Source organism: Enterococcus sp. XAF26B05_ASV22 (assembly GCF_056727285.1).
On sequence record NZ_CM161538.1, the window covers coordinates 588,767 to 609,954 of the forward strand.

Annotated in this window: 24 protein-coding genes; 18 read left to right on the forward strand and 6 right to left on the reverse strand. The window is 36.7% G+C overall.

What is annotated here, in order from left to right; genetic code table 11:
- Nucleotides 1-46: 46 nt before the first annotated feature.
- The gene (locus tag AC1PU0_RS02940; protein ID WP_206849204.1) at nt 47-805 is read right to left on the reverse strand and encodes a MurR/RpiR family transcriptional regulator; all 759 of its coding nucleotides are present in this window, start codon (nt 803-805) and stop codon (nt 47-49) included.
- A 147-nt stretch (nt 806-952) separates the two neighbouring features.
- Entirely contained in the window at nt 953-2,467 is a 1,515-nt protein-coding gene (locus tag AC1PU0_RS02945; RefSeq protein WP_206849202.1) for an amino acid permease, read from the reverse strand.
- A gap of 101 nt (nt 2,468-2,568) precedes the next feature.
- Between AC1PU0_RS02945 and AC1PU0_RS02950 the strand changes: the two genes are divergently transcribed.
- The 14 genes from AC1PU0_RS02950 to AC1PU0_RS03015 all read left to right on the forward strand — a co-directional run bounded on the left by AC1PU0_RS02950 (nt 2,569) and on the right by AC1PU0_RS03015 (nt 13,808).
- Nucleotides 2,569-2,997 carry a GAF domain-containing protein gene (locus AC1PU0_RS02950; protein WP_206849200.1) on the forward strand — a complete coding sequence of 143 codons (429 nt, stop codon included), beginning with the start codon at nt 2,569-2,571 and terminating at the stop codon, nt 2,995-2,997.
- 14 nt (nt 2,998-3,011) lie between these two features.
- A complete protein-coding gene (locus tag AC1PU0_RS02955; protein ID WP_240485857.1) occupies nt 3,012-4,025 on the forward strand; it encodes a sensor histidine kinase in 1,014 nt (337 codons plus the stop codon).
- Nucleotides 4,022-4,669, forward strand: a complete 648-nt coding sequence (locus AC1PU0_RS02960; protein ID WP_069653966.1) for a response regulator transcription factor — start codon at nt 4,022-4,024, stop codon at nt 4,667-4,669. Before AC1PU0_RS02955 ends, AC1PU0_RS02960 begins: the two co-directional genes overlap by 4 nt.
- 10 nt (nt 4,670-4,679) lie before the next feature.
- Nucleotides 4,680-5,417 (forward strand): sirohydrochlorin chelatase, encoded by a 738-nt coding sequence (locus AC1PU0_RS02965; protein ID WP_206849198.1) that lies wholly within the window; start codon nt 4,680-4,682, stop codon nt 5,415-5,417.
- Nucleotides 5,405-5,839 carry a precorrin-2 dehydrogenase/sirohydrochlorin ferrochelatase family protein gene (locus tag AC1PU0_RS02970; protein ID WP_069653964.1) on the forward strand — a complete coding sequence of 145 codons (435 nt, stop codon included), beginning with the start codon at nt 5,405-5,407 and terminating at the stop codon, nt 5,837-5,839. Before AC1PU0_RS02965 ends, AC1PU0_RS02970 begins: the two co-directional genes overlap by 13 nt.
- A gap of 175 nt (nt 5,840-6,014) precedes the next feature.
- Nucleotides 6,015-8,417 (forward strand): nitrite reductase large subunit NirB, encoded by a 2,403-nt coding sequence (gene nirB, locus AC1PU0_RS02975; protein WP_206849196.1) that lies wholly within the window; start codon nt 6,015-6,017, stop codon nt 8,415-8,417.
- A 1-nt stretch (nt 8,418) separates the two neighbouring features.
- Nucleotides 8,419-8,724 carry a nitrite reductase small subunit NirD gene (nirD, locus tag AC1PU0_RS02980; protein ID WP_206849194.1) on the forward strand — a complete coding sequence of 102 codons (306 nt, stop codon included), beginning with the start codon at nt 8,419-8,421 and terminating at the stop codon, nt 8,722-8,724.
- A 2-nt stretch (nt 8,725-8,726) separates the two neighbouring features.
- Nucleotides 8,727-9,707 (forward strand): uroporphyrinogen-III C-methyltransferase, encoded by a 981-nt coding sequence (cobA, locus tag AC1PU0_RS02985; protein WP_206849192.1) that lies wholly within the window; start codon nt 8,727-8,729, stop codon nt 9,705-9,707.
- Nucleotides 9,708-9,839: 132 nt separating this feature from the next.
- Entirely contained in the window at nt 9,840-10,625 is a 786-nt protein-coding gene (locus tag AC1PU0_RS02990; RefSeq protein ID WP_206849191.1) for a formate/nitrite transporter family protein, read from the forward strand.
- A 47-nt stretch (nt 10,626-10,672) separates the two neighbouring features.
- Nucleotides 10,673-11,581: a hydroxymethylbilane synthase gene (gene hemC, locus AC1PU0_RS02995; RefSeq protein ID WP_206849189.1), complete on the forward strand. Its 909-nt coding sequence runs from the start codon at nt 10,673-10,675 to the stop codon at nt 11,579-11,581.
- Nucleotides 11,578-12,258: a uroporphyrinogen-III synthase gene (locus tag AC1PU0_RS03000; protein WP_206849187.1), complete on the forward strand. Its 681-nt coding sequence runs from the start codon at nt 11,578-11,580 to the stop codon at nt 12,256-12,258. The genes hemC and AC1PU0_RS03000 overlap by 4 nt, the downstream gene beginning before the upstream one ends.
- Before the next feature lie 129 nt (nt 12,259-12,387).
- Entirely contained in the window at nt 12,388-12,927 is a 540-nt protein-coding gene (locus AC1PU0_RS03005; RefSeq protein WP_206835057.1) for a dihydrofolate reductase family protein, read from the forward strand.
- 202 nt (nt 12,928-13,129) lie between these two features.
- Nucleotides 13,130-13,576, forward strand: coding sequence for a CopY/TcrY family copper transport repressor (locus AC1PU0_RS03010; protein ID WP_206849184.1), 447 nt, complete (start codon nt 13,130-13,132; stop codon nt 13,574-13,576).
- A 31-nt stretch (nt 13,577-13,607) separates the two neighbouring features.
- Complete coding sequence (locus tag AC1PU0_RS03015; RefSeq protein ID WP_069653955.1) at nt 13,608-13,808, forward strand: cation transporter; 201 nt, start codon at nt 13,608-13,610, stop codon at nt 13,806-13,808.
- A gap of 134 nt (nt 13,809-13,942) precedes the next feature.
- Here AC1PU0_RS03015 and AC1PU0_RS03020 read toward each other — a convergent pair whose 3' ends face one another.
- The 3 genes from AC1PU0_RS03020 to AC1PU0_RS03030 all read right to left on the reverse strand — a co-directional run bounded on the left by AC1PU0_RS03020 (nt 13,943) and on the right by AC1PU0_RS03030 (nt 16,367).
- Nucleotides 13,943-14,422 (reverse strand): GNAT family N-acetyltransferase, encoded by a 480-nt coding sequence (locus AC1PU0_RS03020; protein ID WP_206849182.1) that lies wholly within the window; start codon nt 14,420-14,422, stop codon nt 13,943-13,945.
- Between the two features lie 167 nt (nt 14,423-14,589).
- Nucleotides 14,590-15,978 (reverse strand): DUF5808 domain-containing protein, encoded by a 1,389-nt coding sequence (locus AC1PU0_RS03025; protein ID WP_206849180.1) that lies wholly within the window; start codon nt 15,976-15,978, stop codon nt 14,590-14,592.
- A gap of 14 nt (nt 15,979-15,992) precedes the next feature.
- Nucleotides 15,993-16,367 carry a GntR family transcriptional regulator gene (locus AC1PU0_RS03030; RefSeq protein ID WP_069653952.1) on the reverse strand — a complete coding sequence of 125 codons (375 nt, stop codon included), beginning with the start codon at nt 16,365-16,367 and terminating at the stop codon, nt 15,993-15,995.
- Between the two features lie 144 nt (nt 16,368-16,511).
- Between AC1PU0_RS03030 and AC1PU0_RS03035 the strand changes: the two genes are divergently transcribed.
- From AC1PU0_RS03035 to AC1PU0_RS03045, 3 genes are all read left to right on the forward strand, one after another.
- Nucleotides 16,512-17,840, forward strand: coding sequence for a C1 family peptidase (locus AC1PU0_RS03035; RefSeq protein WP_206849178.1), 1,329 nt, complete (start codon nt 16,512-16,514; stop codon nt 17,838-17,840).
- Between the two features lie 707 nt (nt 17,841-18,547).
- The gene (locus AC1PU0_RS03040; RefSeq protein WP_069653950.1) at nt 18,548-18,883 is read left to right on the forward strand and encodes a DMT family transporter; all 336 of its coding nucleotides are present in this window, start codon (nt 18,548-18,550) and stop codon (nt 18,881-18,883) included.
- Nucleotides 18,880-19,194 (forward strand): DMT family transporter, encoded by a 315-nt coding sequence (locus tag AC1PU0_RS03045; protein WP_111246873.1) that lies wholly within the window; start codon nt 18,880-18,882, stop codon nt 19,192-19,194. Before AC1PU0_RS03040 ends, AC1PU0_RS03045 begins: the two co-directional genes overlap by 4 nt.
- Before the next feature lie 202 nt (nt 19,195-19,396).
- On the opposite strand, the gene AC1PU0_RS03050 is transcribed toward AC1PU0_RS03045, so the two are convergent.
- Entirely contained in the window at nt 19,397-19,966 is a 570-nt protein-coding gene (locus tag AC1PU0_RS03050) for a recombinase family protein (protein WP_479998678.1), read from the reverse strand.
- Nucleotides 19,967-20,420: 454 nt separating this feature from the next.
- Between AC1PU0_RS03050 and AC1PU0_RS03055 the strand changes: the two genes are divergently transcribed.
- The gene (locus AC1PU0_RS03055; RefSeq protein ID WP_479998679.1) at nt 20,421-21,173 is read left to right on the forward strand and encodes a signal peptidase I; all 753 of its coding nucleotides are present in this window, start codon (nt 20,421-20,423) and stop codon (nt 21,171-21,173) included.
- Nucleotides 21,174-21,188: the final 15 nt, after the last annotated feature.

Genomic DNA, 21,188 nt, shown 5'->3' on the forward strand with positions numbered 1-21,188 from the left:
AATTTTGGTATCACGATCAGCATTAAATAGGTTAGTCTGGTCGGTTCTACTTTTGACTCGCTTTTTCTGCAAATTCTTTACCTGCTTGATGGGCCAGGAGTTCAATCAAGGCAATAACAGGAATTTGCGTCGTGATGTTGATATATGGATCAATATAAATCGATCGTTCATCAGGCATGTAATAAGAAATGTTGTAATCAGCTAAACGAGCAATCGTTGAATGTTCATCATTAGTAATGCTTAGAATTTTAGCCCCAGAACGTTTAAAATCAGTTGATTGTTTGATGATTTCGGTGGTTTCTCCTGAAACAGAGAGAATGATTGCTACTGTATTTTCAAAGCCTCTTTGTGGAATCGGTGTAAAAGGATCATCAATACTATAAGCATTAATACCCATGTTAGCAAAATAGCGGCTACCATAATTTCCTAAAATACCACTTGTCCCGATACCAGAAAAAACGATATGGCGAGCAGAGGCGATCATCGTGATTGCGGGTTTTAATGTTTCGTAAAAGGTTTGTTGATTCAGGCGTTTTAAAAAAGAATCAACATGAACCGTAGCATCATAGTATTGTTCAAAGGAATGTTCCTGCTGTTTTTCTTTTTTGATAGCATATTTTAATTCTGAAAACCCATCAAATCCCATTTTCGAACAAAACCGTAAAATCGTTGAGGTAGACACGTGACAATTTGTAGAAAGTTGACGAATCGTTAACATCGGAACATTGTCCATATGTTCTAATATATATTGATAAACAAGCATTTCAAGCTCATTTAACGACTGCACTTTTTCTAAATCAAACAAAAAGATCCCTCCTGCGCAAAGATTATTCTCTCTTCAGTGTATAAAGAAGAAACAAACATGTATTCAAGTTATATTGTACAGGAAACCTTTTTATTTCGCTTGTGATGACTATTTTTAAATCAATAAAAATAAAACAGTGAGGGGAAACTAATTCTCCCAACTGTTTCGAGTCAATTCTTTTCGCTTATGAAAGCGTTGATACAATAAATAAGCAATCAATGCAAATAGTAAGGGCCCAATCAATAACGTGAAACTTTGCAGTAGATTCCCTTCGGAAAGAGGGTGGTAAAGTTGAAAGCCGATCGCTAAGGCAATGCTAAAAATAACACTACTGCTAATAAGCGTTGCTACGAGAGGGGATTGAACCAAAATGGATGTTGGATCATCTATTAATTGTTTTTTCTTAAATGCTGGATAGGCAAGTGCTACTAATAAATAAGGAATGGCTCGTGAAATGTTGGTCATCAAAGTCAATTGATTATACAAAAAGACAACATATTGACTACACAAGCTAATGCCTAAGATAAATAAACTGATTAGAATACCTTGAATTAGTAAAGCATAAATCGGCATATCGTATTTATTCGTTTGTCTTAAACGAGGATGCCAGTAATGGTTTGGCGTTCCCTCTACAAGAGTTCGAATCGGCAAATAAAAAATAGTCGATAGTAAACTAATATAAGAGAGTAATAAGGTTAAAGCTGTAAATCGAGTAAATAGTTGAGCTAGAAGTTGAGACTGAGCAGAAGACAATGAAAGAGCTTGACCACAAGCATACCCCAAATTCTCCATTAATTCATACATTAAATTTCCTAAATGAATCGTATGATTGGCTTTTAAATTAGTTAGATCCGTTCCACCGCTCCATAAAAGGATACCTAAAAAATAACAAGCAACAACGAACAAACTACTATAGATCAATAATTTAGGAAACTGTTTCTTTTGTTTTCCTGTTTTATCAACTAAACTTGCAATCGTATCTAAACCGCCAAAAGCGGTAATGGCAAAAATCAGAAAAGATAACTGTCTGACCAATGTTTGTTCAGAGGAAGAATCTATTTCAATTCCTTTAAAACTAGCAGTAAGATTTGGTAAAATATCCGACCGATTGGTGAGCCATAACAACAAATTACCGCCAAGGCTGGTAACAATCAAAATAGTCATCAAGATCCCGCTGAAATATAACGTAGAAGCAATGCCTTTAAATCCTCTGCTGACAAAAAACAACATCACAGCAACAGCAAAGATAGCGAAAAGACCAATGAGAATAGACGTCGATATATTTGGTATAGAGGTGCTTTTTTTTGTTAAATCTTCACCAAAAAGTAAAATGGATAAGGGAATCCAAACTTTCATAAACAGACTGATCATCCAAATAAAATAACTGCAATACCATAAAAAAGCAGCAATAAAAGCAATTTTTTCAGAGAGATGACCCGCGAGCCATTGGTATAATCCGCCAATATGATTTTTATAAACCCCTGTAAATTCTGCTATAATAATAGCGTAGGGAATAAAGTAGAATAAAGCCGCGCCAATAAAATAAGGAAAAGCTTTGATACCCATTAAGAAAAAGGCAGTCGTCATACTTGAAAATGAAAAAACAGTCATAGTAATGATCATGACCAAACGTTTGGGACTAAAAGTAGTTGTCGTTTTCATAAAAAATCCTTCTAAAAATAAGATGATGTTGGCTTAAGAATAAGAGAATCATTCGTAAAAAACAAGCTTTTTATCAAAAATTAGGGAATAGGAGTAGTCAAATGACGGATCAAATTCAACAAAGAATCGATCAACTAAAAGAGGAACTCCAAGTTGATTTTATCGCTTTAGCGCTATCTACACTCAATGAAATGACAAAAGTACGTATGATCCGCTGGAAGTATGTATCTGGCAACACCAATCAACAATATCAACGAATTCGGCTACAAGTTGGGAAGGGAATTGGTGGCATCGTTTGGCGAACGGGCAGAGCATACCAAGCGACAAATCTACAAAAACAACCAGGGAAATTAGTTGAACTACCCATTACTCGGATGGAAAAATTAGAGACCATTGCAGCTTTTCCAGCGCTAGAACGTGGTGAGGTAAAAGGTGTTTTGCTAATAGGGTATCGAAAAACAACAATTATTAATGATGATTTTTTGGCAGTTGCACAAGGCAAAACAGATGAAATCACTGTTTATTTATAGGTGAAAAAATGAAAATGAGCATAATGAAAAAAGTATTTGAAGAAGCAAAAGATGCATTGTTTTTGATTGAAGTCACGAAATGCATCAAAAAAAATAAAGCGGCATCTGAATTAGCCGAAACCTACCCGTTTACGTTAGAAAAAGTTTTGGATATAGCCAAAGGGGAAGGCTGTATGCTGCATTCAACGATGGAAAAATGTTTAGACTGTGAAGTAAAAGCTGATTGGGATCAAGCTGCATTTCCTTTGATTTTGGAGGATTTAAAAGGGCGACAGGAACAATTCAGTGGCAGTTATACGGTCATTGATCTGCATACTTCATTGTTAAGTATTCGTCGTCTGGCAGTCCAAGATCGTCTGCAGCAAGTGATCCAAAACAAACGATTGATTGAATACGTCAATCAAGCCCACGAAAATGAGCGCCGCGCCCTTTCTCAAGAACTACATGATGGCTTAGCTCAAAGTATTTATAGCCTGATGCTAGAAACGAGACAATTAAAATGGCAGGATCAATCAGAAGTCTTGTCCACCAAATTACAAAAAATCGATGAAGATTTTGTTGCGTTACTCGGGGAAGTAAAACAACTCGCTATTGATTTAAGACCGACAGCTTTAGATGATTTAGGCTTGATTCCAGCAGTTGAAACGTTATTACATCGTTTGACAGAAACAACTGGAATGGCGCTTCATTTTATTCCGATGATTGAAAATAAACGATTTCCTGACAGTGTAGAAACAATCACTTATCGTGTAGTACAAGAAAGTGTGATGAATAGTGTAAAGCACGCTGCAGTTGAGGAGTTATGGATAACCTTGAGTGAGCAAAACGGTCATGTGGTACTCACCGTTCGGGATCATGGCAAAGGCTTTGATTTTCAAAAAGTAAAAGAGAACAGCCAAGGTTTAGGTCTTTTAAATATGCAGGAAAGAGCAGAATCAATCGGCGGACGCCTAAGCGTTCATTCCGAAAAAGCAGAAGGAACTACAGTGACATTATGGTTGCCTATCCAAGGGGAGGTCGTACAATGAACATTATAATAGCAGATGATCATGCAGTCGTTAGAAGTGGTCTGCGTTTGTTGCTAGAAAGTCAAAAAGAGATCACCGTCGTAGGAGATGCAGCGGATGGCACCGAAGCATTTTTACTTCTTGAAAAATATCCAGTGGATGTGGTTTTAATGGACATGAGGATGCCTCCAGGTGAAAATGGCTTACAAACAACACGCCGGATCAAAGAACATTTTCCAAAGGTGAAGACGATTATTTTGAGTATGCATGATGAAGAAGAATACGTTCGCACAGCTTTAGAATACGGTGCAAAAGGGTATATTCTCAAAAGTTCGCAAGATATTGTTTTATTAGAGGCAATCAAACAAGTGGCGGAAGGAAACATTTCAATCGACCCACTATTTGGTTCTTATACTAAAGACCATTGGCTAAAAAAAGCGGATAATGAGGAACAGGATGAAAAATACCAACGTCTATCCAAAAGAGAACGGGAAGTTTTACCGCTCGTTTCTTTAGGCTACAGCAACAAAGAAATTGCGGAACGATTATTTATTTCCGTGAAAACAGTCGAAGTTCACAAATCCCATGTGATGAAAAAATTAGAAGTTGAAACATTCAGTGAATTATTGCAATATAGTATGAAACATCAATTAATCGACTTATGAGGTGAGAAAAATGATTGGTATTCTTTATGTATTTCATGGCAGTCAAAAAAACGAAAAAAATCAGGCTGCACGGACATTTATTCAACAACTAGAAAATAGACTTGATCCACGTTTGTATCAAGCAACGGCATTTTTAGAAAACCACCCGGATACGATTGCCAGTATTGCTGAAAACATGATCAAAAACGGCGTAACCAAAGTGATCGTTGTGCCAGTACTATTATTTGGTGCTAAACATGCTTTAGTGGATATTCCAGCTGAACTTGAACCAGTAAAAAACAAGTATCCAACTATTCAATTTAGTCAAACAGAAACATTTGGTAGTAAGGTAGGCAGTCGTCAAGTTTTACTGGAACGATTCCAAGAAGTAGCGGCTTCTTATCCAGATGAAGAGTTGGTGGGAATAGTAGTGGTCCATGGCACCAAACAAACTACTGAACCACAAAACGTTTTAACTGAAATCGCAAAAGACATTCAGCAACAAGTTGGATTTTCGATTATCCCGACAAGTCTAAAAGGGCAAGAAGATTTTCTAGCAGATATCAAAAAACAATTATCGAAGCAACTAAAAATAGTGATTGTGCCTTTCTTTTTATTCGATGGACATTTGATAACAAGTATGAAAAATAAATTAAGCGAAGCGTTCCCAACAACTGAATTTACGATCACGCGAACGCTAGAGTTCGATCCACGAATTTTAAGTGACTTGGAACAAATCGTTACAGAGGCAGTCTCATGTATCCAATAATGCTCGAACTAACAGGGAAGAAAATCGTTATTATTGGTGGTGGGCAAATCGCTTTACGAAAAACAAAAAGGATTTTAAACGCTAATGGAAAAGTAACCCTGGTTGCACCTGAATTTCTGGATGCATTTTATGAATTAGAAAATGTCATGCTAATCACAGCAACGTACACTGCTGAACAGATCAAAGAAGCCCATCTAATTTTTGCGTGCACAGATTCTAAAGCAGTCAATCATCAAATCGTCAACGATGCCTCTGAACATCAATGGGTCAATGACTGTAGCCAAAAAGAAAATAGTGATTTTTATAATATGAGTACGATTGAACAAGAAGAGCATATGATTGCCTTATCTTCTTATGGAAAAGATCCTGAGTCCACAAAGAATTTGAGAAAAGCGTTGATGCATATTCTTGAAAAAAAATAAGTATCTATTTGATACCAAGCTACTTCGCTTCTTTTGGCGAAGTATTTTTTTAGTACATGCTCGTGAGTTATTAGGTAATTCCCTAATAGTCAAGGTCTGTCATTCTTGCTATTCTAAAAAAGACAACGCATCGATTATATTGCTCAAAAAATCACAAAAGGAGAGTTTACATAAAATGAAAGAAAAGCTTGTCTTAATTGGAAATGGAATGGCTGGTGTCCGTACGATTGAAGAAATCTTAGACCGTGATCCTGATCGCTATGAAATCACGATCGTCGGGGAAGAACAATACCCGAATTACAACCGAATCATGCTAAGCAATGTCTTACAAAAGAAAATGACGGTTTCAGAAATTATCACCAATCCACTCGAATGGTATGAAGAAAATCAGATTGAATTAATCAATCATGATCCTGCTGTTCAAATGGATACAAACAATAAAAAAATCACCACACAATCTGGTAAAGAAATACCCTATGATAAATGTATCTTGGCAACAGGTTCTAGAGCCTTTATTTTACCTATTGAAGGGGCTAAATTGCCAGGAGTTGTTGGGTTTAGAATAATCGATGACACAGAAAATATGCTTGAAGCGGCTCAAAAATACCAAAAAGCAGTTGTTATCGGCGGTGGGTTACTGGGCTTGGAAGCGGCAAAAGGATTGCTAGATCAAGGAATGGAAGTCACAGTCGTTCATTTAGAAAAATGGCTGATGGAAACGCAATTAGATGAAAAAGCAGGGAAAATGCTACAAGCTGATTTAGAAAAACAAGGATTAAAATTCTTAATGGAAAAAGCAACTCAAAAAATTCTTGGGGACACTCGTGTTACAGGATTAGCATTTAGTGACGGAACAACGATCGAAACCGACATCGTCGTAATGTCGATCGGAATTCGTTCAGAAACAACGCTAGCAAGAACAACAACGATCGAAGTAAATCGTGGAATCGTTGTGGATGATTTTATGAAAACCAATAGTCCAGATGTGTTTGCAGTAGGTGAATGTGCGGAACATAATGGCAATGTTTACGGCTTGGTTGCACCGTTATTCGAACAAGGAAAAGTGCTGGCTGATGTGTTGACAGACAAAGAAACCAAACCATACCAAGGCAGTACTACATTTACTTCGCTAAAAGTTTCTGGTTGTGATTTATATTCTGCCGGAACTATTCGAGAAGCAGAAGGCATCAACAGTATTGAAGCATTTGACGGAATCAATTACACGTATAAAAAGATTTTTGTGAGAGACAATCAAATTGTCGGTGTTGTTCTTTATGGAGATACAAGTGAAGGCAATCGCTATTATAATATTCTAAAGAAAAACGAAAGCATTGAAGACTATACACCGGTTTCTCTCTTGCATATGGTGGGTGAAGAAGCGAGTGCGGATGTGAGTGAATGGCCAGATGATGAAGTGATCTGTGGCTGTAACGGCATCGATAAACAGACAATCATGACCGCAATCAATGAAAAAGACTTGACCTCTGTGGCAGATGTGACCAAACACACCAAAGCAGGCGGTTCTTGTGGAAAATGTAAATCAGTGATTGGCGATGTTTTAGGGTATGCATTAGGTGGCGAAGTCATTTCAGCGCCAACTGGAATTTGCGGATGTACAGATTTAACGAGAGATCAAATCGTGACACAAATCTACGCAAAAGAATTAACTTCTTCTGAAGAAGTTTATCGTGAACTGAATTTTATTAATCCAGAAGGTTGTCCAAAGTGCCGACCTGCAATCAATTTTTATTTAAATGTTGCATGGCCTAAAGAACACGAGGATGAAAAAGAATCTCGTTATGTCAACGAACGGCTATATGCTAACATCCAAAATGATGGTACTTTTTCGGTGATTCCAAGAATGCGTGGTGGAAAAACCAACCCTCAGCAATTACTGTTGATTGCCAAAGTTGCAGAAAAATACGATGTACCGATGGTCAAAGTAACCGGTAGCCAACGAATTGGCTTATACGGTGTGAAAAAAGAAGACTTGCCAAAAATCTGGGAAGAATTAGATATGAAAGCAGCAGGTGCTTATGCAAAAGCGGTTCGATCAGTGAAAACCTGTGTGGGTGCGAATTTCTGTCGTTTTGGTACGCAAGATTCAATGGGACTTGGAATCAAGCTAGAACAACGGTATGAGTTTATTGATACACCACATAAATTCAAAATGGGTGTTTCTGCTTGTCCAAGAAGTTGCGTGGAAAGTGGTGTGAAAGATTTTGGCATCATCGGCGTGGAAAATGGCTTCCAAATCTATGTTGGCGGAAACGGCGGAACAGAAGTCAAAGAAGCGGTATTACTAACGACTGTGGAGACAGAGCAAGAAGTGATCGATATTTGTGGAGCTATGCTGCAATATTACCGAGAAACGGGTATCTATGCAGAACGAACTGCTCCGTGGCTAGAACGTATGGGCTTTGAGGTTGTAAAAGAAGTATTGTTAGATGCTGAAAAACGTCAAGAATTGCTAGAAGCACTTGAGGAAGCAGTTGCAGGACGTCGTGGAAATCCTTGGGACGAAGTGGTTGAAGATCATAAAACACAGCAAGAGTTATACACAGTGGGGAGAGTATAAAATGGAAAAAATTTATGTTGGGCAATTAGAAGAGTTAGCACCTAGAATGGGCAAAGAAGTGATCGTTGGACAGCAGAAAATTGCTGTATTTCGTTTAAGCGATAATCGTGTTAAAGCAATTGAAAATGTTTGTCCCCATAAACAAGGACCGTTAGCTGAAGGAACCGTTTCTGGTGACTATGTATTTTGTCCATTACATGACTATAAAATCAATTTGGATGATGGGCAAGTCCAAGAGCCAGATGAAGGGTGTGTTCGCGCCTATGAAACGATTGTCGAAGATACCCTTGTTTATGTCATGGTGTAGCGATGGGAAAAGTTTATTTTGTTGGAGCAGGTTCTGGCGATCCTGAATTACTAACACTAAAAGGGAAAAGAGTACTGGAATCAGCAGATATAATCATTTACGATCGGCTGGTTCATCCAGTTTTATTATACCTTGCCAAAGATTCGGCGCGTTTTATTTATAGTGGGAAATATCCCAAACATCATGTATTAAAGCAAAGAAATATCAATCAATTATTGCTAGAAGAAGGAAAACGAGATCAGATCGTGGTGAGGTTAAAAGGCGGTGATCCAGGTATTTTTGGTCGTGTAGGAGAAGAAATCAACACACTTCAAAATGCAAGAATCAGCTATGAAATCGTTCCAGGGGTTACCGCTGCTTCTGCTGCTAGTAGTTACAGTGGCATCCCTTTAACGCATCGTGAGCACAGTAGTAAAGTAACGCTTGCAACGGCTCATCGTCAAGTAGGTGAAACAATTGATTTTAAAGGACTGACGGAAAACGGGACGATGTGCTTATATATGGGTGTCGAAAAAGTGAAGAGCACACAACAAAAGCTTTTAGAGCAACATGTTGCGCCACAATTACCAGTGGCAATCGTTGAGTGGGGAACTTTAGGTCGTCAACGTACAGTCACAGCAACCGTTCAAACGATGACTAAAGTAATCGAAGCAAATAAAATCCAAAACCCTTCCCTAATTATTTTGGGTGATGTCGTTTCTTGTCGGAATGGCGCGGATTGGTATGAGCAATTGCCGTTGTTTGGGCATAAGATTTTGTTGCTTGATACTGAGAAAATCACTTTTGAAACGATTCTTACTTATACGCAAAAAGGAGCAGATGTGTATGGGATTCAAGTGGGTGACAATCGTGACCTACGGTTTGATGAGGTGCATAAACAGTATTTGAATGATCATTATTTTGATGAAATGGTATATTTGGATCAAGATTTAATGACAATGTACAAAGATCAATGGTCTGTTTTAAATGAACAAATTAAGTAAGCTTCATGGGCTAGATTCTCGAGAAAAAGATAAAAATGGAATGTGACAAAAAGCGCCACAGTCAATTTTTCCTATTTTCTAGTCGAATCTAAACGAGCCCGCTACGCTTTTAAAGTAAAGGAGATAAATATTATGGGTTCACTTCAACCACCAGAAATAGTTGATGTTACAATTGAAAAAGGTGTTCAAAAAGCGCGGGCTAGTTTTTTGACTTTAGCAGTGTTAGGTTTTTTAGCAGGTGTTTTTATCGCTGTTGCAGGAATTGCGATGATCCGGGCAATGGGAACGATGCCCAAAGAATGGGGGTCGTTAGTAAATGTGATTGGTGCAGCTGTTTTTCCATTTGGATTGATTTGTTTATTATTAGCCGGAGGAGAGTTGGTTACTGGCAATATGATGGTCGTATCAATGGCGCTGTTTGCCAGAAAAATCAGTGGGAAAGAATGGTTGAGAAATATTGTGATCGTGACGATTTTCAATCTGATTGGTTCTTTATTTGTAGCCTACTTTTTTGGTTATTTAAGCGGTGCTTTACAAGGGGATTTTGCTGAACGTGCGATTCAAGTTTCGCTAGGCAGAACCAAAGATACGTTTTTACAAGGGTTTCTTTCGGGGATCGCTTGTAACTTTTTAGTGAGTACAGCGGTGTATTTAAATTTTACAGCCAAAGATTTTATTGGCAAAATCGTGGGGATTTTCCTACCAATTATGGGGTTTGTTATCTGTGGATTTCAGCACGTTGTAGCGAATATGTTTTTGATTCCAATGGGGATTTTATTAGGTGGCAATACGTGGGCAGCTTTTGGACAAAATATGGTTAGTGTCTATCTGGGAAATATCCTTGGTGGCGGCTTTTTTGTAGCAGGTCTGTATTTTTTAGCATATAAGGTTGGCACAGGCCAGTTGTCAAAAAAATAAAATTTAGTATGATGAAAAGATGAGAAAAGAAAAAGGAAGTAAATGAAATGAAAATCGTCCGTGTCGGCACCAGAAATAGTCCTTTAGCGATGAAACAAACAACGATTGTTCTAAATTTATTAAAAAAAGTACATGGAGATTTTCCGGTTGAGATTGTACCGATGACCACTAAAGGAGATCAAATGCTTTCAGTCAGCTTATCTAAGATTGGTGGAAAAGGACTATTTATCAATGAAGTTGAGCAGGCTTTATTGAAAGGGTCAATCGATTTTGCGGTCCATAGTTTAAAAGATATGCCAGCAAAAGTCGCAGATGGATTGACATTAGCCGCAATTCCAGAAAGAAGTGATCCAGCTGACTGTCTGATTTTTAGAGAAAAAACCTCTTTAGACGAGTTGCCAAAGGGCGCTAGAATTGGAACGAGTAGTCTACGACGAGAATTTCAAATGAAAAATCTACGGGAAGACCTTCAAGTAGAATCGATTCGAGGAAATGTGGGAACTCGTTTAAAACGGATGGAAGAGCAAGGTTTAGATGGTATTGTGTTGGCTGTAGCTGGTTTAAAACGATTGGATTGGTTTGCGGAACCAACACATCCCTATCTTTTTTTAACCTGTGAACAATGTATTCCAGCCGTCGGACAAGGAGCTTTAGCTGTGGAATGTCGCGGTCAAGACCACGCGATGAAGGACTTTTTAAGCCCAATCGATGATTCGTTAACTAGAAGCTTGGTCATGGAAGAGCGTGATTTTTTGGCGATGTTAAACGGAAACTGCGATATTCCTATCGGAGCTTTTGCGGTCCAAGAACAAAATGGCTATCGTTTTTCGGGATTTTTAGGAGATAAAGAGTTAGAACAATCGTTTACTAAAAGTATCGTTGTGCAAGATTTAGTAGGTGTTGGAAAGCAAATAGCCGAAGAATTATTAAATGAAATGGATCGGGAATCAATATGAATAATATCCTTTTAACCCGTTTGATAGAAGATAATAAAGAAGATCGTTTCTATTTTCAGCAAAAAGGATTTGAGACAGTTGAAATCCCATTGATTCGATTGGAAAAACGAGAAGTAGGACCGTCATTCGAATCAATGGTAAAACAAAGCGAATGGATTTTTTTAACAAGCCAACATGCAGCTGTCTTTTTTTTGCAACAAATAAGCAAAAGTACTCTTCAAATGAAGAAATTCGCTGTAATTGGTGAAAAGACTGCACAAGTTCTTTTAGCCAGTGATATAAAGCCAGCATTTCAGGCCACCTCTCCGACGAAAAAGAATTTAGTTGAAGCTTGGACAGCCAATTATGTAGTTCCAACTAGAATTTTTTATCCCAAAAGCAATTTAGCAGATAACAGTGGAGAGAAAAAATTAATAGTTAGTGGGCATCAATTGTTTACACCAATTCTTTACGATAATTATTTTCCAAAAGAAAATCAACGATTGCTACAGGAGTGTTTACTGACGACAAAACTAAAGGCAGTTTATCTAGCAAGTCCGTCGTTGTGGCAGCGATTTTTATCTGTTTTTAGAACGACTGAATTAAAAGAAATGCCTAAACTCTATTGTTTAGGTGAGACAACAAGGCAAGCTATTATAAAGGACGGTTATGAAGCAACTTTAAGAAGTGACATATAGTTGAAAGGATGATGGAGTTGCCTTTCAGCTCTATTTTTTGTCAGTCAAACGAGTTGACGAATGTTCTAAATCAGGTACAATGAATAGTTCAAAGGCTAAACCTATTTTGAGCTAGATGGAGGTTCTTTTATGAGTAGAGAAATTATTCTATATATTGCAGCGAGCGTTGATGGCTATATTGCAGAAGCAGATGGTAGTATTGACTTTTTAGGCGGTGGAATTGAATTAGTTGAAGAAGACACTAGTTACCAAGAATTGATGGAAAAAATCGATACAGTCGTGATGGGTCGAACAACCTACGATCAAGTCGTCAATGACTTATCTCCGGAGCAATATCCTTATGAAGAGCAAATATCCTATATCATTACAAGTCATCCAGAGGAAAATGCTGAAAAACTAATTTTTACGAACCAAGATCCTGTAGCCTTGGTCCAAGAGTTAAAAAAACAAGAGGGGAAGGCGGTTTGGATCGTGGGCGGTGCTAGTATCATTGCACCATTAGTAGAAGCAAAATTGATTGACACGTATATTCTTACAACTATTCCAAAGATCTTAGGGAAAGGAATTCCGTTATTTAATGAATTCAATGGATCTGTAGAGTTAAAAGTAGAGCAAGTGTATGTGAAAAACGATATGGTCTATACAACATACTCAAATCAGAATCATTAATTTCCAATGAAAGGAGTAAGAAGCGTAAAACACCGACCGCTGTTTTACGTTTTTTATATTGTTTTACGTTACTGAATGGTATTCGAAAAGGACTGAAAAAATCTTCCTTTTGACAATGGAAGAAAAAAGAATTATTATTAATGTATAAGGTGACTACATATGTAGTTCCTTTGTGAAGAATTCGGTAATAAGGAGACTTTTTATGTCAGATAAGAGAAAATCATTGACTATCACTGACGCAGAATGGGAAGTCATGCGTGTTGCTTGGGCGACACAAGAAACAACAAGTAAAGAAGTAACAGATATTCTCAATAAAAAAACGGAGTGGAAAAGTACTACGGTCAAGACTTTACTGAGTCGTTTAGTGGAGAAAGGGATGCTGGGAACTACTCGTAACGGCAATAAGTTTACCTATTTTCCTTTGGTAGAAGAACGCAAAAGTATTGAGGCGCTTTCTGAAGAATTATTGACCAAGGTGTGTAGTAAAAAGGTCGGAAATGTTCTTGCCTCAATAATTGATGAGACTATTTTAAGTTTCGATGATATCAATCAATTGGAAAGACTATTGAAAGAAAAACGAAAATCCGCCGTAAAAGAAGTGCCCTGCAACTGTATACAAGGTCAATGTCAGTGTCACTTAGTAAAGTAGATAAGATCAAAATTAGAAGGAGTGTTTCTCAATGGAAAAAACTGTAACAATCAACGGCATGAAATGTGAGGGGTGTGCTACTATCGTCAAAGAAAACGTTGAAAAAATTGAAGGTGTTCAATCTGTCAGTGTTGATTTGGCGAAAAAATCAGCCGTAATAACAAGTGATAGAGAAGTTTCAAAGGATACTTTACAAGAGTCATTATCCGAAACAAAATTTACTGTTGCGTAGGAGCGTAGCAAAAAAACATCTACTGAGAGTTTACTCTTGGTAGATGTTTTTTTAATAACATACATTACTGAAATTGAGGTCTCACTGCACTTAATCTAGAAAAAACTCTAGTTTCAAATCGATAAAACAATCACTTACTGTTTATCTTTACGATAAACCATCAAATAATTCATCAGCATTACGCCATTGCGATAGTTTACTTTTTGCTCCACTAATTCAAATCCAAGTGATTCAAAAAAAGGTTTCGCTGTGATGGATGAGTAGACAGTCAGTTCTTTTACGCCACTTTTCAATGCATGAGCCATCAAATCTTGGGCTAGCATCTTACCGATTCCGTACCCAATCCATTTTTTGTCGACATACAATAAATCAAGTTCACCTGTGTCGGTAATATTGCCAAAGCCAATCACTTCCATGCGATTCAGCGCAACAATACTATAGGTCGATGAGAGTCTGGCATCCCATTTTTCATAATCAGGATCCAGCTGAACCCATTGTTCGATTTGTTGTTGTGTATAATCTTTTTTATTAATTGCTTGAACAGTTCCGTTAAATATAGCAAGTATGTTTTCTAAATCAGATTTTTGGTATTTTCTTAAACTGAATACAGTCATTATTTCTTCACTCCTATTCATTATGACTAGTTTAATCACATAAGAGAAATATGTCAAAGTATAAATGAAAGAATAGTGGATTTTTTGGCAAAATAATGACTGTTTTGACTAACGCCACTCTGTATTAGGGCTTCAAGCAATCTAAAGAGCGAAGTTTCAGTCCCAATCTATTGCTTTTTTTCTCGAATCGCTTGGATATTCTGATAGTATTTTTTAGTTAATATACTGTCTTTGTTTGTATAATAATAGAACTTTTCTTTGGTTTTGATTTCTAGAATCGGTTTTTTATTTGTTAAAACAAGCAAATAAGCAGGTTGACCATTCACTTGAAATTCTCCCGTTAAATAATTTTCGGTTGCCGTTCCATAAATACGGAGTTTGTCGCTAGGAAGGCTATCGACTAGTTTCACTGATTCAATGTCACTCCAAGCAATCTGTTTACGCTGATTTAATGGCGCTGATAAGGAGATACCAGTGTGGGTTGTCGTTAAGTCAAATGGATTACTTGAAAAATCGCTGATCAGCATTGGTACACTTGATGCAATTAACGCAATCAAAACCAAAATACCTGTGATGCCTAACGCTAATTTTCCAGCAGGTCTACCTAAATTGACGGAGATATTCATGCCAATACGATCAGGTACCATGATTCTTTTGTCATTTGGATTCATATAAATGCCATACTTCCAATATTGATCTTCATCGCTGTAGCGGTATTCCGTAGCTTGCGCAATCAAGTAATCTTGTTTTTTTCTAGAAGAAAATAAATAATAAAAAGTGAAAATGACAAATCCGAGTATAAGCACAGCATAGCCAATTGAAAATACCATCATTCGTTCATAAGGAATCGTAACTGAACTTGTTGGCAAAAAAGCGAAAGGACTCAAAACAAATGCTGAAACAGCCATTAGAACAGACCAATGATGGCGCATTTGATCGTTGACCTTTTGATTGATCATTTCATCACTCGTGACAGGTTTGACTGGAAAGCGAGCAATAAAGTAATAGAAAAGCAAAAACATTCCTGTCATAAGAATGGAAATCAGACAAATGAGCCAGGTACCATTAGACAAACCAAGTGTTTGAACAGAATAAATACAACCAGTTAGAGTCATCAAAACACTTGGTAAAAACCACCAAATAGAAATCAATTTGCGGTTTTTATTCACCACTAGTCGAGTATCGACTAATATCGGTTTCGTGGGTAAAATCCAATTATTTTTGACTTTAACAGCCGTCATTTTACGAATATAAACAACCTCCAAGTAAAAAGAAGCCCCAATCAATCCGATAGTCATCAGCATAAAATAGAACAAAGTCAAAGAATCATAAGGAATCAATAGAATTGGTAGAGCGATAATACTGAAAATAAATGCCAATTGCACTAATCTTTTCTTATACGTTTTACTAACGAGTAAAACCTGTTCATCTTGAAGTTTATCTTTTGGTAACGTTGTTTCTAAAATAACATTTTTATGCGGATTTGCAGGGATTCTACCGGTAAATGCCATTAAAAAGTTGAACCCAACAAGCAATAAATAGAGAAAGAAATTCATTTTCAACACACCTTTTACTGTTCAAATTTTTGATACATCCGTTTGACTTCTTCTTGTACGGTACTTTCTGAAAGTTTATGAATAGAAGCTACAGCTAGTAATAATTCCAAATCTTTTATAAATCGTTCCTGAAAGGAAGAATCGAGTACTTGCTTTTCAGCAACCTTGGTACCATTTCTACGATCTGTTAAAATGTAGCCATCATGTTTCAATAGAGAGTAGGCTTTTGAAACAGTCATCATATTTACGCCGATTTCATCCGCCATTTGCCGAACGGAGGGAAGGAGCTCGCCTGGCTGCAGTTTATGCGTTGCAATCCCAAGGATAAGTTGATTACAAATCTGTTGATAAATCGGCGTTTGGCTTTGAGTATCTATTTCTAATAACATATAGTCACCTCTTTTACTTCTTTGTATTACATATGATAATACAAGTGATGCAAAAAAGCAATTTTATTTTATTAAAAACTTGTGAGTTTGAAAATTGAGGCATATAATGAAAAAGAAATACGATGAGTGAAAGGATGAATCAAAATGTCAGTAATCGACCCTACAGTAACACAAAAATTTCACGATACATTTGTGGAAAATAATAAGCAAAATGCCCTACAGCGTGGAGTAGTTAAAAATGGTATTTCGGCTTCCGCACAAAATCAGATCGCTGAAGTCAATAATGTGCCCGTCTTTTCAGTAGATCTTGCAACTGGAAAAGTAGCCAATCAAAAACAAAGCGGACGTTGTTGGATGTTTGCAGCGTTGAATACATTTAGACATAAAATGATCAACAGCTTTAATTTAAAAGATTTTGAACTTTCTCAAAACTATACATTTTTCTGGGATAAATATGAAAAGTCCAATTACTTCTATGAAAATATTATTGCAACAGCAGATCAAGCATTAGATAGCCGTAAAGTTGCTTTCCTATTAGCAACACCTCAACAAGATGGTGGACAATGGGATATGATCGTTTCTCTTTTCCAAAAATATGGGGTTGTGCCAAAAACAGGCATGCCTGAAAGTAGTAATAGCTCAAATTCACGTGACTTAAACAATTACTTAAATAAAAAATTAAGAAAAGATGCAACGATTTTGCGTGCGTTAATCGCTAGTGGGAAAACAGTGGGAGACGTTCAAACAGCCAAAGAGGAAATGCTGGCAGAAGTGTATAACTTTTTAGCGATTTCATTAGGTACACCGCCAGATACATTTGATTTTGAGTACCGTGACGAAGAGAAAAAATATCATTTGGATCAACAGTTAACACCGCAATCGTTCTATGAAAAATATGTGGGTGTGAATCTTGATGACTATGTAAGTGTGATCAATGCCCCAACAGCTGATAAACCATACAACCAAACGTATACTGTCGAAATGTTAGGAAATGTTGTAGGTGGCAAAGAAGTGAAATACATCAATGTGGATATGACAACATTCAAGAAATTAGCAGTTGCGCAGTTAGAACAAGGCGAATCTGTTTGGTTTGGTTGTGATGTGGGTCAGTCTTCCACAAGAGATAGTGGAATTATGTCGTTAGATGCTTATGATATGAATGATTTATTCGATATTGATTTCACGATGACGAAAGCTGAACGTTTAGACTTTGGTGAAAGTTTGATGACTCATGCGATGGTTTTAACAGGTGTAGATTTGGTCGAAGGCACTTCTACTAAATGGAAAGTAGAGAATAGCTGGGGTGAAAAAGTCGGAGACAAAGGGTTCTTTGTAATGAGTGACGCTTGGATGGACGAATACACCTATCAAATCGTTGTTCGTAAAGAATTCTTATCACCGGAGTTACAGGAAATATGGAAACAAGAGCCAACTGTCTTAGCCCCATGGGATCCAATGGGAGCTTTAGCATAAAAAGAGAGTGATAGAGCCTACTTTTAATGAAAAATCTCACCTTAAATAGGGTGAGATTTTTTTTATTACGCTAAGTACGCTGATATTTTCAAAAAGATTTTAGTGTGTTATAATTTGTATAGGCAAAGAAAAACGCTGACATTACTACCGCCTAAAGTAAGTAATATCAACGTTGACTGATTCACTAGGAATCTTTTTTTGATAAGATAAGTGTATCATATGTTGATTAGATTTACAAAATCATCAGATAAAAATTTTCTGAATTATCTGATCGAATGAGACTTCCTATCTAAGAAGGTAAAGGTATGAGGACATCAATTAGAATATATATCGGTAAAAATGATAGCTTTGTTAGACAATTTATATGCTTAATAAAGTAAAATAGCGTGTTATATAGTTTTTCTAACTTATTAAATTTTATTTAACAAATAACAAAGAACGGGGCTATTGCCAATTCGTTTATTATGGCGTAAAATGAGAAACAGTTTTAAGAGAATGAATACAACTAAATCAACTAACTTTTGATAATTAGCGCCGGCTGATTATCAGTCAAAGTGTGGATCAACAATTCTTAGGCCGTAGATGGAATTGTTGATTGACACCTTTTTTATTTTCTCTTTTGAACTATTTAAGAAATAGCCTGTGTTGTATGACACAAGGTGAACTAAAGCGGGACGTTGTTCCAGATAAAATAAGGAGGTTTTTATATGAACAAAGATTGGTTAAAATTAATGATTGGTGCTTTTTTTGAAGTATTATGGGTCATTGGAATGAAACATAGTCATACATGGTGGGAAATAGTATTGACGGTGGTCTTTATTTTTATTAGTTTTTACGCGTTGATAAAAGCAGGAGAAACGTTGCCTGTTGGAACGGCATATGCGGTATTTGTGGGGTTAGGCACAGCAGGTACAGTACTCACAGGAATCCTCTTTTTTGGTGAAGAATTTAAGCTATCTAAAATTTTGCTGATTGTAGTACTGCTCATTGGTGTAATGGGCTTGAAAGTTGTAACAGGAGAGAAAGGAGTGGATCAAAAATGAGTTGGGTGTTTTTAATGATGGCAGGAATTTTTGAAATGCTTGGCGTTGGGTCGATCAACCGCTTTAATCTAAACAAAAATAAAACATCTTTATTCCTTTTATTCTTTACTTTTGGCTGTAGTTTTATCTTTCTTTACTTAGCTATGAAGCGTTTGCCAATGGGGGTTTCATATGCTATTTGGACGGGGATCGGTGCAGCGGGAGGCGCTATTTTAGGAATGCTTTTTTACGGGGAATCAAAAGATTGGCGTAGAATTGTCTTCATTGGGATCATTTTAGCATCTGTTATTGGCTTGAAATTGATCGGCTGATGAATTAAACATTAGATGAGAAAACGTAAATCATTATAAAAAAGGAATGGGTGTGGGACAAAAGTAAACATCACTTTTGTTTCACACCCTAAATGCGAATAAATGGTGGGAGCAGAAGTAATCTCTTCGGAAATAAGCTTCTGTTCTAGCCTCATTCTTTCTTAGTTTTCCCATAGCTGTTTAGCTATGCGGTCATTCTACATTAGTGTACTTTTCTGATTAAATTTTGTTTTTTTATATGGTTATACACCGTTGGTATTGAGACATTACATTTTTGAGCGATTTCAGGAACAGACAAAGTTGAATTAGTATATAGTTTCAATGCTTCATTTACCTCTTTTGTTCGGGGGGGACGTCCTAATTTTTTGCCATTTTGTCTGGCTGCATCAAGACCAGCAATGACTCGCTCACGAATCAATTCAGCCTCCATTTCAGCAAAAGCCCCCATAACAGTAAAGAAAAAGCGCCCCATAGCTGTTGTAGTATCAATATTATTTTGAATACTGACAAAGTGAATATTTCTTCGATCAAATTCTTCTAATAAATTCAGTAATTGTTTCGTTCCTCTCGATAATCGATCCAGCTTAAAAATAACTAGTGTGTCACCTGATTTTAGACTAGACAATACTTTGTTTAACTCATTTCTAGATGTCTTTCGACCACTTTCACGTTCTTTGTAAATAATATCTACCCCATAACGTTCAAGCGCTTTTTGCTGAGAATCAAATTTTTGCTGATGCGTACTAACACGCATATAGCCGATCACTGCCATTGATAAACACCTCTAAATTTTTGATAGTTTGATTGTAGCTAGAAAAAAATTTAATCATTGAACGTTGGAAAAAGCTGAAGGAACATTACTAAAACACTATAATCACCGCCTATTTAATCAATGATACAAAGAGTAAAAGATATTTTTCAAATACTATTGACATTGAGTTTCCTCTATAATAAACTAATGATTTTTATAGAGCCGAAACGCTTGTGATTTTTTTTAGAGGAAACAGTCCGGAAATACGTTATGAAGGGATTTAGCCATTCAAGCGTATTTCCTTTTTGCGTTTTAGTTGATTTTCTTAATATCATTAGTTTTTTGGACTCTCCAAATGACAGCTAATCATTAGTGAGAATCCTTTTTGTTGAGCTTGTATTAGTTGATTTTTTGTTGTTAACGTGAGGAGGCATTGTTTTTTGAAGTTCGAGGCAAAGTGAGGGTTTAGAAAAAAATGGCGGAAGAGCGAAACAAGAAACAACAATCGACTAAAAGAAAAAGAACGCCACAATCAACAGCAAAACAAGCAGTAACTGGAAAAAAAAGACCTAGTCGTTCAAAAGCAACGGACAAACTGGAAGATAGGAAACCACAAGTTAGAAAAAAGAAAAACAAGCAGGCGCCTATTTCTAAAAGAAAAAAAATCGTCGCCCATCATAAACCCCAAAAAACTGTTTATACCCTATTATTTAATGCTATTTTTTATGGTTTTATTTTGTTCATGGTTATCGGATCAACTATTTTTGCAACGACTAAAAATTCAGATAAGAGTGTGTTGGGTCATCGACTCCTAGGGGTACTAACCGATTCAATGGTACCGAGAGATCCTAAAAAACAAAAAGGAGGCTTTCATTCCGGAGATGTGATCATTATAAAAAATATTGCTGGGAATGAGGCTGAAGTGGGAGATATTATTACCTTTCGACCAAGTATCAAAAGCCAGTCCTTTTTGACCCATAGAGTGAAAGAAAAGATGGATCATTTAGGGGACACAAAAGGTACCTATTATATCACGCAAGGAGATGCCAACTTAGCGGAAGATGTACCTGTCAGTGAACAACAAGTCGTCGGAAAAAAAGTTCTAGTTATTCCTAAAATAGGCGCAATTCTTAGTTTTGTACGTGAAAATGCACTGATTTCGATTATCTTTTTAATCTCAGTTTTTGGCTTTATCACGATTATCAGGTACTACATTTTAAACAAATAAAGATATTTACTTTTT

What these genes read in the sequence shown, in the direction of transcription:
- AC1PU0_RS02945 (WP_206849202.1), bottom strand. Translation starts at nt 2,467, where the DNA reads ATGAAAACGACAACTACTTTTAGTCCCAAACGTTTGGTCATGATCATT.
- AC1PU0_RS02950 (WP_206849200.1), top strand. Translation starts at nt 2,569, where the DNA reads ATGACGGATCAAATTCAACAAAGAATCGATCAACTAAAAGAGGAACTC.
- AC1PU0_RS02955 (WP_240485857.1), top strand. Translation starts at nt 3,012, where the DNA reads ATGAGCATAATGAAAAAAGTATTTGAAGAAGCAAAAGATGCATTGTTT.
- AC1PU0_RS02960 (WP_069653966.1), top strand. Translation starts at nt 4,022, where the DNA reads ATGAACATTATAATAGCAGATGATCATGCAGTCGTTAGAAGTGGTCTG.
- AC1PU0_RS02965 (WP_206849198.1), top strand. Translation starts at nt 4,680, where the DNA reads ATGATTGGTATTCTTTATGTATTTCATGGCAGTCAAAAAAACGAAAAA.
- AC1PU0_RS02970 (WP_069653964.1), top strand. Translation starts at nt 5,405, where the DNA reads ATGTATCCAATAATGCTCGAACTAACAGGGAAGAAAATCGTTATTATT.
- nirB (WP_206849196.1), top strand. Translation starts at nt 6,015, where the DNA reads ATGAAAGAAAAGCTTGTCTTAATTGGAAATGGAATGGCTGGTGTCCGT.
- nirD (WP_206849194.1), top strand. Translation starts at nt 8,419, where the DNA reads ATGGAAAAAATTTATGTTGGGCAATTAGAAGAGTTAGCACCTAGAATG.
- cobA (WP_206849192.1), top strand. Translation starts at nt 8,727, where the DNA reads ATGGGAAAAGTTTATTTTGTTGGAGCAGGTTCTGGCGATCCTGAATTA.
- AC1PU0_RS02990 (WP_206849191.1), top strand. Translation starts at nt 9,840, where the DNA reads ATGGGTTCACTTCAACCACCAGAAATAGTTGATGTTACAATTGAAAAA.
- hemC (WP_206849189.1), top strand. Translation starts at nt 10,673, where the DNA reads ATGAAAATCGTCCGTGTCGGCACCAGAAATAGTCCTTTAGCGATGAAA.
- AC1PU0_RS03000 (WP_206849187.1), top strand. Translation starts at nt 11,578, where the DNA reads ATGAATAATATCCTTTTAACCCGTTTGATAGAAGATAATAAAGAAGAT.
- AC1PU0_RS03005 (WP_206835057.1), top strand. Translation starts at nt 12,388, where the DNA reads ATGAGTAGAGAAATTATTCTATATATTGCAGCGAGCGTTGATGGCTAT.
- AC1PU0_RS03010 (WP_206849184.1), top strand. Translation starts at nt 13,130, where the DNA reads ATGTCAGATAAGAGAAAATCATTGACTATCACTGACGCAGAATGGGAA.
- AC1PU0_RS03015 (WP_069653955.1), top strand. Translation starts at nt 13,608, where the DNA reads ATGGAAAAAACTGTAACAATCAACGGCATGAAATGTGAGGGGTGTGCT.
- AC1PU0_RS03020 (WP_206849182.1), bottom strand. Translation starts at nt 14,422, where the DNA reads ATGACTGTATTCAGTTTAAGAAAATACCAAAAATCTGATTTAGAAAAC.
- AC1PU0_RS03025 (WP_206849180.1), bottom strand. Translation starts at nt 15,978, where the DNA reads ATGAATTTCTTTCTCTATTTATTGCTTGTTGGGTTCAACTTTTTAATG.
- AC1PU0_RS03030 (WP_069653952.1), bottom strand. Translation starts at nt 16,367, where the DNA reads ATGTTATTAGAAATAGATACTCAAAGCCAAACGCCGATTTATCAACAG.
- AC1PU0_RS03035 (WP_206849178.1), top strand. Translation starts at nt 16,512, where the DNA reads ATGTCAGTAATCGACCCTACAGTAACACAAAAATTTCACGATACATTT.
- AC1PU0_RS03040 (WP_069653950.1), top strand. Translation starts at nt 18,548, where the DNA reads ATGAACAAAGATTGGTTAAAATTAATGATTGGTGCTTTTTTTGAAGTA.
- AC1PU0_RS03045 (WP_111246873.1), top strand. Translation starts at nt 18,880, where the DNA reads ATGAGTTGGGTGTTTTTAATGATGGCAGGAATTTTTGAAATGCTTGGC.
- AC1PU0_RS03050 (WP_479998678.1), bottom strand. Translation starts at nt 19,966, where the DNA reads ATGGCAGTGATCGGCTATATGCGTGTTAGTACGCATCAGCAAAAATTT.
- AC1PU0_RS03055 (WP_479998679.1), top strand. Translation starts at nt 20,421, where the DNA reads ATGGCGGAAGAGCGAAACAAGAAACAACAATCGACTAAAAGAAAAAGA.